This window comes from Neotamlana sedimentorum (assembly GCF_000943565.1).
GTDB lineage: Bacteria > Bacteroidota > Bacteroidia > Flavobacteriales > Flavobacteriaceae > Neotamlana > Neotamlana sedimentorum.
Genome location: NZ_JTDW01000006.1, coordinates 14,911 through 30,156, shown reverse-complemented (window position 1 = coordinate 30,156; position 15,246 = coordinate 14,911). Strand labels below are relative to the sequence as shown.

17 protein-coding genes are annotated in these 15,246 nt (G+C 33.8%); 3 read left to right on the top strand and 14 right to left on the bottom strand.

Annotated elements, in window-relative coordinates:
• Positions 1 to 51 precede the first annotated feature (51 nt).
• On the top strand, positions 52 to 927 hold the full coding sequence (folD, locus tag PW52_RS09715) for a bifunctional methylenetetrahydrofolate dehydrogenase/methenyltetrahydrofolate cyclohydrolase FolD (RefSeq protein ID WP_044632754.1): 876 nt from the start codon (positions 52 to 54) through the stop codon (positions 925 to 927).
• Positions 928 to 934: 7 nt separating this feature from the next.
• Here folD and rluF read toward each other — a convergent pair whose 3' ends face one another.
• From rluF to PW52_RS17155, 8 genes are all read right to left on the bottom strand, one after another.
• Positions 935 to 1,690: a 23S rRNA pseudouridine(2604) synthase RluF gene (gene rluF, locus PW52_RS09710; protein ID WP_044632753.1), complete on the bottom strand. Its 756-nt coding sequence runs from the start codon at positions 1,688 to 1,690 to the stop codon at positions 935 to 937.
• 2 nt (positions 1,691 to 1,692) lie between these two features.
• Entirely contained in the window at positions 1,693 to 2,532 is an 840-nt protein-coding gene (locus PW52_RS09705) for an alpha/beta hydrolase (RefSeq protein ID WP_044632752.1), read from the bottom strand.
• 3 nt (positions 2,533 to 2,535) lie between these two features.
• Positions 2,536 to 2,904, bottom strand: a complete 369-nt coding sequence (locus PW52_RS09700; RefSeq protein ID WP_044632751.1) for a cupin domain-containing protein — start codon at positions 2,902 to 2,904, stop codon at positions 2,536 to 2,538.
• Positions 2,905 to 2,917: 13 nt separating this feature from the next.
• Positions 2,918 to 3,898, bottom strand: coding sequence for a YitT family protein (locus PW52_RS09695; RefSeq protein ID WP_044632750.1), 981 nt, complete (start codon positions 3,896 to 3,898; stop codon positions 2,918 to 2,920).
• A gap of 15 nt (positions 3,899 to 3,913) precedes the next feature.
• Positions 3,914 to 4,465, bottom strand: coding sequence for a hypothetical protein (locus PW52_RS09690; protein ID WP_044632749.1), 552 nt, complete (start codon positions 4,463 to 4,465; stop codon positions 3,914 to 3,916).
• A gap of 44 nt (positions 4,466 to 4,509) precedes the next feature.
• Positions 4,510 to 6,054 (bottom strand): helicase HerA-like domain-containing protein, encoded by a 1,545-nt coding sequence (locus PW52_RS09685; RefSeq protein WP_044632748.1) that lies wholly within the window; start codon positions 6,052 to 6,054, stop codon positions 4,510 to 4,512.
• Between the two features lie 120 nt (positions 6,055 to 6,174).
• Positions 6,175 to 6,867 (bottom strand): hypothetical protein, encoded by a 693-nt coding sequence (locus tag PW52_RS09680; RefSeq protein ID WP_131453995.1) that lies wholly within the window; start codon positions 6,865 to 6,867, stop codon positions 6,175 to 6,177.
• Positions 6,868 to 6,982: 115 nt separating this feature from the next.
• Entirely contained in the window at positions 6,983 to 7,693 is a 711-nt protein-coding gene (locus PW52_RS17155; RefSeq protein ID WP_052823453.1) for a hypothetical protein, read from the bottom strand.
• Positions 7,694 to 7,847: 154 nt separating this feature from the next.
• On the opposite strand from PW52_RS17155, the gene PW52_RS09670 reads away from it, so the two are divergent.
• Both PW52_RS09670 and PW52_RS17540 read left to right on the top strand, forming a co-directional pair.
• Entirely contained in the window at positions 7,848 to 8,477 is a 630-nt protein-coding gene (locus PW52_RS09670; protein WP_044632746.1) for a 7-carboxy-7-deazaguanine synthase QueE, read from the top strand.
• Positions 8,478 to 8,499: 22 nt separating this feature from the next.
• Entirely contained in the window at positions 8,500 to 8,637 is a 138-nt protein-coding gene (locus PW52_RS17540) for a hypothetical protein (protein WP_044632745.1), read from the top strand.
• 51 nt (positions 8,638 to 8,688) lie between these two features.
• On the opposite strand, the gene PW52_RS09660 is transcribed toward PW52_RS17540, so the two are convergent.
• From PW52_RS09660 to PW52_RS09635, 6 genes are all read right to left on the bottom strand, one after another.
• A complete protein-coding gene (locus tag PW52_RS09660; RefSeq protein WP_044632744.1) occupies positions 8,689 to 9,213 on the bottom strand; it encodes a DUF2911 domain-containing protein in 525 nt (174 codons plus the stop codon).
• A gap of 84 nt (positions 9,214 to 9,297) precedes the next feature.
• Positions 9,298 to 11,472 carry a DUF4962 domain-containing protein gene (locus PW52_RS17150; protein WP_082050887.1) on the bottom strand — a complete coding sequence of 725 codons (2,175 nt, stop codon included), beginning with the start codon at positions 11,470 to 11,472 and terminating at the stop codon, positions 9,298 to 9,300.
• A gap of 20 nt (positions 11,473 to 11,492) precedes the next feature.
• Positions 11,493 to 12,749 (bottom strand): NRAMP family divalent metal transporter, encoded by a 1,257-nt coding sequence (locus PW52_RS09650; RefSeq protein ID WP_044632743.1) that lies wholly within the window; start codon positions 12,747 to 12,749, stop codon positions 11,493 to 11,495.
• Positions 12,750 to 12,904: 155 nt separating this feature from the next.
• Positions 12,905 to 13,291: an SMU1112c/YaeR family gloxylase I-like metalloprotein gene (gloA2, locus tag PW52_RS09645; protein WP_044632742.1), complete on the bottom strand. Its 387-nt coding sequence runs from the start codon at positions 13,289 to 13,291 to the stop codon at positions 12,905 to 12,907.
• Between the two features lie 73 nt (positions 13,292 to 13,364).
• Complete coding sequence (locus PW52_RS09640; protein WP_052823451.1) at positions 13,365 to 14,156, bottom strand: aspartate dehydrogenase domain-containing protein; 792 nt, start codon at positions 14,154 to 14,156, stop codon at positions 13,365 to 13,367.
• Between the two features lie 118 nt (positions 14,157 to 14,274).
• The gene (locus tag PW52_RS09635) at positions 14,275 to 14,937 is read right to left on the bottom strand and encodes an NAD-dependent epimerase/dehydratase family protein (protein ID WP_044632741.1); all 663 of its coding nucleotides are present in this window, start codon (positions 14,935 to 14,937) and stop codon (positions 14,275 to 14,277) included.
• Positions 14,938 to 15,246 lie beyond the last annotated feature (309 nt).

The window sequence follows — 15,246 nt, the reverse complement described above, 5'->3', positions numbered from 1 at the left end:
AAAACGAATAAAAATAAACTTGGCGTTTTTTACGCCTTTTCGAGTAAATCTATGACAATCTTAGACGGTAAAAAAGTAAGTAACGACATTAAAAATGAAATTGCAGAACATGTAACTGCAATGATTGATAAAGGTGAAAAAGTACCTCATTTAGCTGCAGTGTTAGTAGGAAGTGATGGTGCTAGTATGACTTATGTGAATGCAAAAGTTAAAGCCTGCGAAAAAATCGGTTTTAAATCTACGCTTATTGAATTACCCGAATATACTACAGAAGATGAGTTGCTTAAAACTATTGATAAGCTTAATAATGATACAGATATCGATGGTTTTATAGTGCAGTTACCTTTGCCAGATCAAATTGATGAACAAAAGGTGTTAATGGCTATCGATCCAGATAAAGATGTGGATGGTTTTCATCCTACAAATGTTGGTCGTATGGCTTTAGATTTACCAACCTTTTTACCCGCAACGCCATACGGAATTATGGAATTGCTTGAGCGTTACCAAGTGGAAACTTCGGGTAAAAATGTGGTGGTTATGGGGCGTAGCCATATTGTTGGTCGCCCAATGAGTATTTTAATGAGTCAGAAACGTAAAGCGGGAGATGCTACAGTTACTGTGGTTCATAGTCGTTCTAAAAACTTAAAAGAAATTACGCTTGGTGCAGATATTATTGTAGCTGCAATAGGAATATCTGAGTTTTTAACTGGCGAAATGGTGAAAGAAGATGTGGTTGTTATAGATGTTGGTATTACACGTGTACCAGACCAAACCAAAAAGAATGGTTACAGACTTGCAGGCGATGTACATTTTGAAAGTGTAAGCAAAAAAGCCAGTTACATTACTCCAGTTCCTGGTGGTGTAGGACCGATGACGATTGCTATGTTGTTAAAAAATACACTACTTGCGAGAGAAAGACATAACTAGTTTTCTGCTATTTTCTACTGTGGGTTTTAGGTTTAAATTCTTTTGTAGAATTACTTAATAGGTTAGTAAGGTTTTTATATTCCTCATGAGTTAGTTCTCTGTATTTACCAACCGGCATATCGAGTTTAATATTCATTATTCTAACTCGTTTAAGTGTTTGAACTTCATAATTTAAATGCGCACACATTCTGCGTATTTGTCTATTTAAACCTTGAGTTAATATAATTTTAAATGTTGTTGAATTTACTTTTTTTACAACGCAAGGCTTAGTCGTTTGTTTGAGTTCTTCTAAATAAATACCTCGAGACATGCGTTCTAAAAACGTTTGGGAAATAGGCTTATCAACCGTAACTAAATATTCTTTCTCATGGTTATTACTGGCACGTAAAATTTTGTTAACTATGTCGCCATCATCGGTTAATAGAATTAAGCCTTCACTAGGTTTGTCGAGCCTTCCAATTGGGAAAATACGTTTGTGATAGTTAATATAATCGATAATATTGTCCTTTTCAATGTTTGTATCGGTTGTACAAACAATGCCAACAGGTTTGTTAAAGGCCAGATATACGAAACTTTTTTTGGTGTTTTTAATTATTTCGCCATCAACGGCTACAACGTCGTTTGGCGTAACTTTGGTTCCCATTTCGGGAATAGTACCGTTAATGGTTACGCGTCCTGCATCAATAAGTTTATCGGCTTCCCGTCTGGAGCAATAGCCAGCTTCACTTAAATATTTGTTTAATCGTGTTAATTTCTCGCTCAAAATTAATTGTTTATAAAGTTTATAATGGCATCATCAATACTGTCATCTTTTAAGCCATGACCAAAACCTTCGGTTGTTTTTAAGGTTGAATTTTTATAGTTTCTAGCTATAAGTTCAGCTTCATCATAACCAATAACTTTATCTTTTTTATCGTGAATAATTAAGCCTTCTGTTTCTATTTTTTTTGTAAAATTAGCCGAAGAGAAATAGGCCGTTTCATTATCAAATCGTTTTTCAACCATTTTGTTAAGACCATCTTCAATTTTGCTGTTGAAATTCAGCATTTTTACATAGCCTTTAAATATTTTGGTAAATTCTGAAGGCGCTCCCAGTAGTACTAATTTTTCTAAGCTTTTAATTTGGTAGTTATGCTGAAAAAAAATAGAAGACATTCCGCCTACCGAATGGCCAATTATAATATTAGGTTTATAATGGTTTGCAACCACATTTATAAATTCGGAATATAAAATAGCATTAAATTTATTGCCACTAGATTTTCCATGTGCAGGCCCATCGAGCGCAACCAGATTATAGTTGAATTTTTGGAGCTTATTAATTAAAACTTTCCAGCGGTAGCTGTTGCTTTCCCAACCATGAGCGAATAAAATTGTTTTTTCGGTTCCAGGCCAATTATAGGTTTGAATACTGTGGTTTTTATATTCTAATTTAAGTTGTGAGGCAGTGTTTAAAAATTCGTTTTGTTTGTCTTGAATGCGCCCTTTTCTAGGCGTCATAAAAATATCTAAAGCTTTTGTAGTCGCATATTTTGGCGCGATAAAACTTATGGTATTTAACGATGTACCAATTATTTTAGGAAGATTTTTTTGTATAATTTTTTTCATTTGCTATGCTTCTCGATGAACTAAATCCATTGAAAATGCCGGTAAGCATATCGCTAAATATTCACAGTCTTCTTGAAACGGATTGGAATATTGAACACGCGTATTTTTTTCAATTTTAATAGATTGTCCTGCGTGCAAAGTTACAACCTCGTCTTCAATTATAAATTGTTTTTTGCCCTTAATAATAAACGTGTACTCATCGAATTCTGGTTTTTGGAACGGTTCGCTCCAACCTGGAGGAGCAATCATATGAGCAATACTAATTTGTGAATTGGCATCGGTGGCGTTGCCAAAGTGTTCTTTTATGGTTTTACCATCGGTTGTTGGTACAACAAATGGAGCGTTTTGTATGGTATATTTTTTAGCTTTCATATTAATTTTAGAATTAATGGTCTTTCATGGGTTTACGTTTAATCATTCCGCCTTTTAAATCTTTTACAACGCCCATAATTACAAAAGCTTGTTTGTCAATTTTGTCAATTTCTGTTTCTAATTTGGCTAGTTCTAAACGTGTTACTATGGTGTAAATTATGTCTTTGTCGTAGCTTTTGCCGTTAGTGCCGTAACCGCCTTTACCTGCGTAAATAGTGCAAGCACGACGTAGTTTTTCGGTAATCATGTGCTGTAATTCGGTGTGTCTTTCAGAAATTATAGTTACACCAACGTACTCTTCAACGCCATCAACAATAAAATCGACAGTTTTTGCAGCCGATAAATAAGTTAAAATAGCGTATAAGGCCGTTTCGATAGAAAGTGTATAAGCGCCAACAGAGAAAATGAAAATATTTATGATTAGTAAAACATCGCCAATGGTTAACGAAAATTTTCGACTCAAGAAAATTGCTAAAACCTCTGTGCCATCAATAACACTGCCACCACGCATAGACATACCAATGCCTAAACCAAGAAAAAATCCACCAAAAACCGAAATAAGTAACTTATCGTGAGTAATGGTTGGGTAATTTACAAAATGCACCACAATAGCTAAGAAAGCAATAGCAACAATACTTTTTAGGGCGAATTTTACACCAATAGTTCGTGATGCTAAAAAAATGAATGGTAGGTTTATTAATACCAATAGAACACCTAAATGCAAATTGGTAATATTGGTTAATAACAGCGAAATACCTGTTGCTCCACCGTCAATAAAGTTATTAGGTAAAAGAAAACCTTTTAAGCCAAATCCCGCCGAAAACACACCAACGGCTATAAAAAAATATTCCTTTATAGCATGCTTTAGTTCAACTTGAAGATTTCTTACCAATAGGACTAACTCTTTTTTGCTAACACCTTTTTTACTTTTTTGTTTAGCAGTAAGACGTTTGCGAGCTATATCGACAAGTATTTTTGATAAGAAAGGATTCATAAAGGTTTTATAGTTTTACCAGATAATGAAAAAGTACTTTACTTTGGCATTATCTGGAATGTGGGTTTCTTCTATTTGAAGTTTCATGTCGAATCTTAAATTGGCGGGAAGCTCTTTTTTATCTATTGCGAAACTTGCATTTAGTTCGTTTACTGTAATTAAAACCGAATTAATTAAGTTGCTAATTTTAGATATTTTATACGCCGAAGCAATATCTTTAAAAGTACTTAAGGTTGAAATATTTTTATCTGTTTTAAAACGAGAGTCTACAATTTGAACACCTTGTATAACCGATGTAGAATCTAAAATACGTTCTGGTGTTAATACGAGAAGTTTTTTGCCTCCTTTTTCAAAAATTTCTATGGTATTTATATCTCCTGAAAAGTCTTCACCACTTTCAAATTTTGAAATAGAATCGTTAGCAAAAATAGTTTTTAAGTCTTTAACCTTTGTAGAATCGGTTAATAATCCAACATTTTGTTTTTCAATTTTAAAAGGATCTTGCTCATTTTTACAATTTGTAAGTACGAGAGATAGGGCAATAGTGCCAAAAATTAATTTTCGCATTAAATAATAGTATTAGTGTTGTTCGTTTTGCCGTTTAGGCTTGTTTATTTGCTCATTACTTTAGTTAAAATACCAAATACACTTCGTATAAACGTGGCACTTGTAAGTACTTTAACAACAGGATTTATTCGGGTGCTTGTCCTGCGTTTTGTTGTAGTTGTTTTCTTTTTGGCTTCTGCTTTTTTAAGTGCTTCTTTCTCTTTTTTTGCTTTTTCTTTAGCCTCTTCGGCTTCGGCGGCTTTTATTTTATCGTTAAGCATTTCATATGCACTTTCACGATCTATGGTTTCGTTATATTTTTTAACCAACTTAGAGTTTGATAGTAACGTGCTTAACTCTGCGCTAGTTAACACATCCATACGGCTCATTGGTGCACGCATCATGGTGGCAGCAAGCGGTGTTGGTCGGCCTTTTTCGTCGAGAGCAGAAACCAAGGCTTCACCAATTCCTAAAGAGGTTAAAACTTCGGTAGTATCGTAATATTCGGAATCTGGATAGTTTTGCGCTGTTAATTTTATGGCTTTTCTATCTTTTGCTGTAAATGCGCGTAAAGCATGCTGAATTTTTAAACCTAATTGGCCTAAAACTTCTTCAGGAACATCGGTTGGGTTTTGGGTTACAAAATATAAACCAACGCCTTTACTACGTATTAGCTTTACAATGCTTTCAATTTGATTTAATAAGGCTTTCGAAGCTTCATTAAAAATTAAGTGAGCTTCGTCTATAAACATAACCAACTCTGGTCGGTCGCTATCGCCTTGTTCTGGGAAAGTAGAATAAATTTCGGCAAGCAAACTCAGCATAAACGTTGAAAATAGTTTTGGTTTATCTTGTATATCGGTTAACCTTAAAATATTGATATAGCCACGACCTTCATTGTTTACGCGAAGTAAATCTTGTACATCGAAAGAGGTTTCACCAAAAAATAAATCGGCACCTTGTTGTTCTAATTCTATAATTTTTCTAAGAATAGCACCAGTTGAAGCAGTAGAAATGCGTCCGTAAGATTCGGTAAATTCAGCTTTACCTTCTTGCGTAGCATATTGTAATATTTTTTTAAAATCCTTTAAGTCTAAAAGTGGTAATTTATTGTTGTCGCAATATTGAAAAATAACCGATATTATGCCTGATTGGGTTTCGGTTAAATCTAAAATTCGAGACAATAAAACAGGGCCAAATTCGCTAATTGTAGCACGTAAACGCACGCCGTTTTGTTCCGATAAGGTTAAAACTTCTACTGGAAATTGCTTAGCTTCGAAAGGCAATCCAATTTTTTCATGGCGTTCATCAATTTTAGCATGTCCTGGACTTGGTTGTGCAATCCCACTTAAATCGCCTTTTATGTCCATGAGTAAAACAGGCACGCCTTTATCGCTTAAATTTTCGGCTAAAACTTGTAGCGATTTTGTTTTTCCAGTACCAGTTGCGCCAGCAATTAAACCATGACGATTCATGGTTTTTAAAGGAATTTTTACATGTGCTCCGGTTATGGTTTCGCCATCTAACATAGCTGCTCCAACAGGAATGAATTCGCCTTTAGTAGCGTTGCCTTCGGTAATAAAATTATAAAATGTCTCTTTTTTACTCATGTTATAAAATTTGTATAAAAATACATGAAAAATAAAGAAGAAAAAAAATGATGTTTGAGAAGTACAATAATATTTTTTTAACGGAATAATTAATACTTTAAAAAATGTTTAAGCTGTTTTTTAATTAAGTTTTGTAATACCAATATTTATAAATTTTGCTGCAATAGCAGTTCCCCCATTATTTAAAACATAGCGTATTTTTATAACGTCGTTAGCATTTACCGGATAAATAATGTTACCACTGGTACCCCAGTAATTCGTGTCGGGTAAGTCTGTGTACCCGCGCACCAAATAGCCAACCAAAGTTCCGTTAATAGTTAAAGCTAAAATGTACTTATGAATTCCTTTAGGTAAATTGGAAGAAGATAATGATGCACTAAACATATAATTTCCAGGTTTTAAAATAGTAACTGTACCGTTCGCAGTTACATTATAAACATCTGTATTATTCACAATAACATCGCTTATACCAATAGGTAAATCGAAGTACGTGTTATCTGCGGTTGAAAGAGCAGTATTACCATTAGCAAACTCACGATTAACCACAAGCGTGTTGTTTTCTAAGCTAGACCAATGTGAATTTTTATAAGTATAAAGCGAGTTGTTGGTAGTGTTAAAAACCAAAGCACCATCTAAAGGCGTAGGTATGGCATTCATTTGTACAGTTGTAACACGTGGGGGAACAAATGCACCAGTTGTACTTTCTAATTGTAAAATTGCACCATCATCTGGATTTGTTGTACCAATACCAACTTGAGAGAAGCTGCAAAAGTTGCTTAATAGCAATAATATAGTAAATATTATATTTTTCATTTTTGAGTGCGATTGAGGTTTTAGGTTTTTAGAATTTATGGAGGTAATTCGAAGAGAACAAGTTAACGACATAAGATATGTTTTTACTATCACAGCACTCTTCTATTCAAGACACTTATCTATGAGCTTCAAAAATCACAACAATATCCTCCGTGTGGTCTGTAACGTTAATGGTAAAACCGTTGGAGTCAAAACTTGTTACTTCGGCCGCTGTTAAACCTAAGCTATTTCCGTTATTGTTTGTATATCTTATTCCTATGGCTCTAGTATTAGAAGCGTATCTCGAAATATCATTAATCGAAGCTCCGCTACCACCAACAAAAATTACTTGTTGTAATATACTCCCGCCGTAATTTGTTGCATATCCAGACATGCTCCCAAACACGTTTTGAAACGTGTTATTATTGTTTCCTATGTCATTATCAGCGTTTACATTATAGGCTTCAACATTAGGAAGGGCAGAAAATTTAATGGATGATGGCTCAAAGGGTAAACCTGTTATTGTTTGTGTTCCCGTACCTGTTATTATAAATTTTCCAATATGCACAGATGAGTCTGGATTTAGTTTGCTCCATATGGGCGAGGCGGGTGTGCCAGAATTAAATTCTAATGTATTGGTTGTGGTGTTAAACACCATTAAACCTGTCGCAGGTAAGGTGATTGAGTTTTTTTGAGTGGTTGTTAGTCTAGGGATTAGGATGCCTTTATCTGTAGATGCTATATCCAAAATAGCTGAATTATTAGGACTTGTAGTGCCAATTCCTACTTGAGAGAAGCTATAATAATTGCAAAAAAGCAATATTAAAGCAAATACTATAAATTTCATGCTTGAGTGAGAGATTGAAGGTGAATTAATAGTTTATATGTATTACGAAAATACATAAACATTTTGAGGAATAAAAGCAAACGAAACAAACTTCCTCATTACTAAGTCGTTTCTGTAAATATATGTACATTTGCAAACTAAATTTTTTTTTGGGATGAATGAAGTTATAAAGCAAATGGTGGAGAAAGGGGAGATGTTACCCTTAATGGAAGAGTTTTATACTATACAAGGCGAAGGGTTTCATAAAGGAACCGCAGCCTATTTTATTCGTATTGGAGGATGCGACGTAGGATGCCATTGGTGTGATGTTAAAGAAAGTTGGAATGCCGAATTACACCCACCAACCAAGATTAATAAAATTGTAGAAAACGCAAAAAAGTACAGCGATACTATTGTAATTACTGGAGGTGAACCTTTAATGTGGGATATGAGCCCCTTAACTAGCAAGCTTAAAGAGGAAGGTTTAAAAACACATATTGAAACTTCTGGGGCATATAAGTTAACTGGTGTTTGGGATTGGATTTGTTTGTCGCCAAAAAAGATGAAGTTGCCAACCCATGAAGTATCAGCAAAGGCTAACGAGTTAAAAGTGATTATTTATAATAAAGATGATTTTCGCTTTGCGGAAGAACAAGCGGCTAAAGTAAACGGTGATTGTATTTTATATTTACAGCCCGAATGGAGTAAACGAGATAAGGTGGTGCCTCTAATTGTAGATTACGTAATGCAAAACCCAAAGTGGAAAGTGTCGTTGCAAACACATAAGTATTTAAATATTCCTTAAATTAGTTGAAAAACTACTCGATATGGAAAAATTACTAAGAATAATTGGAGCGGCTTGGGGCGCAAAAAAAATAGGAGGAGGAAAATGCGGTTGTATTGGAACTTTTGTTGTTTTTTTAGTGTTATACTGGTTACTTGGATATGTGTTTAAAGTAATATAGCAATAAAAAAAGCCTTGATATTCAAGGCTTTTTTTATTGATTTTGATTTTTTTATTTTACAGGAACAGCAACACGAACAGTGTCCCAGGCTAAAAACATTTTACCAGCATCGAAAGCAATAGAGAATGCCTCAACCGATTCTCCTTTTTGTACGGGAGCTTTTACACGAATAACATCGTTAGAATCCTTATAATTGTAAGCACCCCATACGTCGGTATCATTGCTTAAAATGATAGTCCATTCTTTGTCTCCAGGAATAGTAAATAAAGAGTAAGTTCCAGTTTTTACTGGCTTACCTCCAAAATTTACATCTTTATAAAATTTAATTTCGGCAGCTTCGTTAGCTCCTGTTCTCCAAACTTTTCCTTTAGGTGCTAATTTCTCTAAACTTCTTCCTTTTAATTGCGGACGACTGTAAATTACTTTTGCAGTTGGTTTTTCGTTTCGGCTAGCTCTTAAGTATGCAATGTCTAACGGACTAGCGTCTAATTTAGAGAATTTTTGCGCTTGAGTTTCAATTGAAAATACTAAAGCCATGATTAAAGCTAAAGCCGAAATGTAAGTTGTCTTTTTCATTATTTTTATTTTTTAATTTAAAGTTTAAAATTAACGGTAAATAGTCTTAAAATAACGTTAAACGAAAAATGAATTGTTAAAGTTTTAATTTACTGCATATCGCGTTGATTTTATTGTTTTACCTGTTTTGTCTTTTACAACAGATATCCATTTAGCATTGGCACTTATTTGTCCGTATTTTATTTTGCTTTTTTCAGAAAACAAAAAGGTTTCAACAGTAGTGTCTGTGGTAATTTCTACACCAATACAATTTTTTCCTTTTAATCGTTTTACGCTTATTGGGGCTTTAACAAGCGCATCTTTAGGCTGCATAATATTTATAAAACAAGTGTTTTTTGCTTTTTTAGCGTTTTCAATTTTTAGTGTTTTTAAACTTATACGACGAATATCGTTAGGTCGTTGAGGTGTCATAACTTCTTCAACTAAAGTTTCACTAATGCTTGTTTTTGGTGCTTCAGGAAATATATTGAATACTTTTAAAGCTCCAGTTCCGTTTAAAATTTCATATTCATCATCTGCGATTTTATTGGCATATTTTTCCGAATGAATGCGCCAGGTGTATGTATGTTCTCGTTTACTTTCGAGTTCGTCTAACAAAATAAAGTAACCGTTTTCACTATTTATTATGTGGCGAGCATTTCGATTTAACTGCATTTCTGGATAATACATTTTGCTGGCTTCGCCAATTGCAAAGGTATAGCCGTTTTTGTTCGAGAAAGCTTCAATTTTAGCAATGGCCGTTTCCGGTACATTTTTCCAAACGTTATAAATGCCTTTACAGTTTAAATCGAATAACACAGGGTCGCTTAAATCGCCTTCGTCCCAAATTTTTTCACCAACACAACCGGTGCCATCAACTGTAATTAAGTTATGAATTTCGGCTTTCGAGGTTCGGTTATAGCCTTCATCTATTGCTAATGCGGCATCGCCTTTTAATAATGTAAAATGATTGAAATCGACATGGTAATGCGTTAAACTACGTGTTCGCCAGTTATTTTTTTTGTCTATTTCCCAGCTTAATTTCCATTGTTTATGGCCTCCAGGAGGACTGGTTTTAAACGATAGGTGTGTGGCATCGGTATCCCAGCCAGAGCGCATAACGACTAAGCCAAGATCTTCAAAATATTTGGTAGTTGGCAAATTTTCGGGCGATTGTTGTTTTATTTCTGGGTTATACCAAAGTAATTCTAAAAAGGCTTCAGGTAAAATACCAGGGAATATTTTACTTTCGTAAGCTTCTCTAAATAAAAATTCTTTTCGGACTAATTCTCCTAGCCATTGCGCGTAGGTGTTGTTATGTTCGGAGGCTAGTTTGTAATAGGCCGCAATGGAGTGCGAACTTTTACGATCGTGCGAGTCGCCAAAGTTTACATTTTCTTCCCAGTTAGGAGCTGACTGATACAAACGAAAGAAAAACGTGTTTTTCATAAATTCGGTGTCGAAATAGTTAGGACCACCATGAGCACGTATTAATTCTGCGGCCGATAAAAAGGAATTGATTGCATAACGCCAATACACCGTGCCTTCGTAGTTCGAGCCATCTTCTGGTAAATATTTGAATACGGTTTTAAAATTGTCATGAATTTCTGCAATCCATTTATTAGCGCCTTCATATTCATTTTCTATAGCATAAGCGGTGGTTAAAATTCCGGTATAGTTTATCCAATTGTGGTTTTGCCAATAGTCGGTAGACCAGCAGTTCCCTTTGTTTTCTTGTCCGTAATTAAATATTTTGTTGCCTTGTAGAATGAGTTTGTCTAAGAAAAGTTGTTTTTCTTCAGGCGATAAATCTTCTTTAATCCAATCGTACGATAAACCTAAACCATACAACAGCCATGATGCACTTAAGTCTACATCAACCAAAAAACCATAACCCCAAACGTCGTAGCCAACAGCAGTAAAAATCCAACGTTTGGCTTCATCTAAATAATGTTTTTGCCCAGTTAGTTTGTACGCTAAACTTAGGTTGGCAGCGGCCATCCCCATATAGGTAATACTTGTTGGCGGCGGTGTTTTAGATAGTTTTTCACCTTCGTAAGATTTACATTGCTGTAGTAAACGTTTAAAATGAGGTTTATGGGTGGTTTTAATTTTTTCCTTTAACTCATCTAACCTGTCATTAATCAATAAATAAGATTCTGTATTATTAGTATATAAATTGAGTGCTGCTTCGTATGGTGATGGGTTATTGTTTGTAGCCGAAATTAGAGCGGGTAAAAACAATAAAACAAAACATAGTTTTTTAAGATGTTTTTTCATGATTAGTAAGTGCTTATTTTTTAGTTAGTAATAATTTGCCATATGTAGTAAATAGAGAGTAACGACAAAAGCGTAATGCCCAAATAGGTTAATAATTGTAGTGGTTTATTGGGTTTTAGCTTTTCTGGTATATCGTTGCTTAAAACAATTTTTAAATTTAAATACCCGACAATAGGTGCTAAAACAAAAGAAATAAAAGTGGCTATTGCAATAATTAAACTCATATTTCCGCTTAAACTAAAGAGCACAAAAAAGTTTATGGCAGCTAAACTTATAATGCCAATAGCATAATATTTTCTGTCGGTAAAAGGTTTGCGTTTAGCCGATAATTTTTCGACAATATCTATACTTACACGAGCAATAGCGTCGTGTGCAGTTAAACAAGTACTAAACATGGTAGCAAATGCAGAAATGGCGATAAATAAATAAGCCCAATCGCCAATATGTTGGGTGAAAAGAGATACCACTTGGTCTGCGAAAGTTACGGCATTTCCACTAAGTTCTGTGCCAGAGCCATACAAGGTCATGCATCCAATTATTAAAAAGAAAATCGCCAATAAGGTTGTTATAATATAGCCAGTGTTAAACTCTTGCAAGGCTTCTTTTAAAGGCGGCTTATTTTTGTTAATTCTATATTTTTCGGCACTCCAAAGACTAAGCCAGCTACTTGCTTCAACGGCAGTTGGCATCCAGCCAATAAGTGTAATTAAAAAAAGAATACCCATATTATCGAGTAGTTCTGGAGCTTTAAAATTTACAACTGATGTTACTTGGCCTTCATTTATAACAAGTCCTGTAGTTACTAAAAGTGCTGCAAATAATACAGGAATAACGAATTTTAGGGTTGTTTCTAAAAGTTTATATTTTCCAATAATTAAGATGATGCTGTTAAAGGCAAATAAGGCAAGAGCCACCGTTGCAATGGATGTGTTTTTTAGGTCTAACAAATTTATAAGAAGCCCCGATGTAATTGAATAAAGAGCTGCAGGACTAGCCAAGGTAGTAACAAAAGTTATAAAAGCATAAAGCCATAAATAGCCTTTGCCACGGTTTAAATACCCTTGAATAATACTTTTTCCGGTGATATTTGTATAGCGTATTCCAAATTCGAAAAACGGATATTTTAAAATATTTGCGAGCAATAAAGGAATTATCATTATCCAGCCATATTTAGCTCCGGCTTTTGTAGATAATACTAAATGCGAAGTACCTATGGCCATACTTGCGAACAAAAGTCCGGGGCCAAGGTTTTTTATTATTCTATTAAGAACCTGCATGGTTATTTTAGTTGGTTGTGGTGTTTTTTAATTGGTGCACCAATTTGGTTTACCAAATATAATCATTTCAATGAATATTTAAAGACTTAGTTGTTAAACTTTTATTTTAAATAAGAGCTGTAGTTGCATTTACGAACGAAAGAAATAGGCGTGTGCTATACTTCGTAAATTTCTATAGGTAAGTTATCTGGATCACTAAAAAACGTAAATTTTTTTCCAGTAATTTCATCGATTCGAATGGGTTCTACAGGAATGTTTTTTGATTCTAAATAGATGGTTTCTTTTTCAATGTTTTCTACCCCAAATGCTAAATGTCGTAATCCAGTAGCTTCAGGCCTTGACGGTCGCTTTGGAGGATTGGGAAACGAAAACAGTTCGATAAGGTATTGGTTGTTTAAAGCTAAATCTAATTTATAGGATTGTCTGGCTTCTCGATATATTTCATTGATAACTGTAAGTCCTAAAATTTCGATGTAAAAAGCTTTTGAAACTTGGTAGTTAGAACAAATAATAGCGATGTGGTGTAGGTGTTTAATTTTCATATGTTTATGAAATTTAAAAAAAAATCTCAACAATAAGCTGAGATTTAAATTATACTGAATTTAAAACCAGAATTTAGTTAATCTTAACTTTAGAGTTTAAATTCCGCAGAATACTAACAACACTTTTTACAGCTAAAAAACTGGTTTTAGGATTGCTAGGGCTTGGTTTGTTTTCTGTACGGGTGTATATTTTTCCAAAATCTCCCTCACAAGTAATTTCGTGCATGTTGCTGGTTGCATTTGGGTCGGCCACAATATTTATGATTAAATCTTCACATTTTGATGCAAAATAAATACTTGCTGCAACATTTATGTTTTTTGGAAACATGCTTAAGGCTTCATCAACTTTACCTTTCCAAATAGTTTCGGCCGATTTAATTGTTGATAAATCAATATCCGAACTATCGAAAAATGGTGCGCCTTCTAAACTTTTAGGGTGTTTGGTGGTTTTAATGTTTATAGCTGTAATTTCATCATTTACAGCTTTTATAGCGTCTAAACCTGCAATGGCTCCAACGGGCAATATAACTTCACAATGTTTTAAAGTGCTTAAAATGGCCTTGTTTTGGTAAAGTCCACCTGTGCTAATTACTATTAATTTTTTGCCAACAGCATCAGTTTCATCAAATTTTAAAAGTTGTGTAACGACATCTTTATTGGCACATTCAATAATAATATCGGAATCTTCAATAAGATCTGAAGTAATTTCTTTTCTAAATTCAATTGGTCGATCTTTTAAAATAAATTCTGGATCGTTAACATCTTTTCTTGCTACAACATATTTTAATTGGAAATCTGGACTGTTTATAATCCAATTTCCAAGATATTTTCCAATATTTCCAAATCCTATTATAGTTACTTTCACAGGGATAATTTTAAGGTTTAGGTTTTAATTTTCTTTAAAGATAGAATAAAATTTTAAATAGAAAACCTAGGTGTTATTAAGGGTTTAAAGATGAGAATTAAACGAGTTGTATAAGCTTTTATGGATTGGCAATTTTATTTATGTCTGCGCCTTCTAGGTGTTTTAAGATAATGGGTTTTGTGTATAAATTTATCATAGCTCGTCCAATTTTTATGGTTGTTGTTACCGATTTCATTCTTTTTAATAAAGGAAAAATAGGTTTAGTTATAATATAGAAAAAATTATACCATTTGGTTTTCGATTTTACACCGCGTTCTGGTAAAATAGCGCCAGGTCTAAAAGCGTAAGCATCTTTAAATCCTTTATTTAAAATTAAGTTTTCGGTTTTTCCTTTTACTCTGGCCCACATTGTGTTACCTTGTTCTGTACTGTCGGTTCCTGCACCAGACACATATGTAAAAAGCATATTGGAATTTGCGTTATAGCTTGCATTTACCAGAGCCTCCGTAATAGTGTAGGTGAGTTTGTAATAAGTGTCCTCATTAATTCCTGCAGATGATACGCCCATGCAATGAAAACAAGCATCATAGCTTTTTATTTCCTTTTGAATATTGCCGAAATTCGTAAAATCTTTATGAATTATTTCTTTTATTTTAGGATGGGAAATGTTGATTGGGTTTCTGTTAATTAGTAAGATATTTTCAACCGATGCATCATCCATACATTCTAATAAAACACCTTGACCAACCATTCCTGTTGAACCTGTAATTATAACATTCATTTGCTATTTTATTTAATGATCTCCTTATTTATTTCACTTGCGACTAAAGTATCGATTATTGTGGATTTCAACTAGATTAAAGCTAGTTTAATTGCTGTTCTAAATTATTGAAAATAGTTTTTTATAATCGATGTCCAAGTCTACTTTTTAAAATATTTATGTTCGTATTAAATTTTACATATGGAAGCTCATTTTCAATTCTAAGTTGCATAAAGTCATATTGAGCTTATACTGAAAGTTTTTCGGTTATGTTGTAAGCGAGCCCGAAATTAAAATTAAATCCGCTATAATTTTCTCCAACAAAGTTGT

Coding starts and splice junctions, on each gene's coding strand:
- folD (WP_044632754.1), top strand. CDS start 52: ATGACAATCTTAGACGGTAAAAAAGTAAGTAACGACATTAAAAATGAA.
- PW52_RS09705 (WP_044632752.1), bottom strand. CDS start 2,532: ATGAAAAAAATTATACAAAAAAATCTTCCTAAAATAATTGGTACATCG.
- PW52_RS09700 (WP_044632751.1), bottom strand. CDS start 2,904: ATGAAAGCTAAAAAATATACCATACAAAACGCTCCATTTGTTGTACCA.
- PW52_RS09695 (WP_044632750.1), bottom strand. CDS start 3,898: ATGAATCCTTTCTTATCAAAAATACTTGTCGATATAGCTCGCAAACGT.
- PW52_RS09690 (WP_044632749.1), bottom strand. CDS start 4,465: ATGCGAAAATTAATTTTTGGCACTATTGCCCTATCTCTCGTACTTACA.
- PW52_RS09685 (WP_044632748.1), bottom strand. CDS start 6,054: ATGAGTAAAAAAGAGACATTTTATAATTTTATTACCGAAGGCAACGCT.
- PW52_RS09680 (WP_131453995.1), bottom strand. CDS start 6,867: ATGAAAAATATAATATTTACTATATTATTGCTATTAAGCAACTTTTGC.
- PW52_RS17155 (WP_052823453.1), bottom strand. CDS start 7,693: ATGAAATTTATAGTATTTGCTTTAATATTGCTTTTTTGCAATTATTAT.
- PW52_RS09670 (WP_044632746.1), top strand. CDS start 7,848: ATGAATGAAGTTATAAAGCAAATGGTGGAGAAAGGGGAGATGTTACCC.
- PW52_RS17540 (WP_044632745.1), top strand. CDS start 8,500: ATGGAAAAATTACTAAGAATAATTGGAGCGGCTTGGGGCGCAAAAAAA.
- PW52_RS09660 (WP_044632744.1), bottom strand. CDS start 9,213: ATGAAAAAGACAACTTACATTTCGGCTTTAGCTTTAATCATGGCTTTA.
- PW52_RS17150 (WP_082050887.1), bottom strand. CDS start 11,472: ATGAAAAAACATCTTAAAAAACTATGTTTTGTTTTATTGTTTTTACCC.
- PW52_RS09650 (WP_044632743.1), bottom strand. CDS start 12,749: ATGCAGGTTCTTAATAGAATAATAAAAAACCTTGGCCCCGGACTTTTG.
- gloA2 (WP_044632742.1), bottom strand. CDS start 13,291: ATGAAAATTAAACACCTACACCACATCGCTATTATTTGTTCTAACTAC.
- PW52_RS09635 (WP_044632741.1), bottom strand. CDS start 14,937: ATGAATGTTATAATTACAGGTTCAACAGGAATGGTTGGTCAAGGTGTT.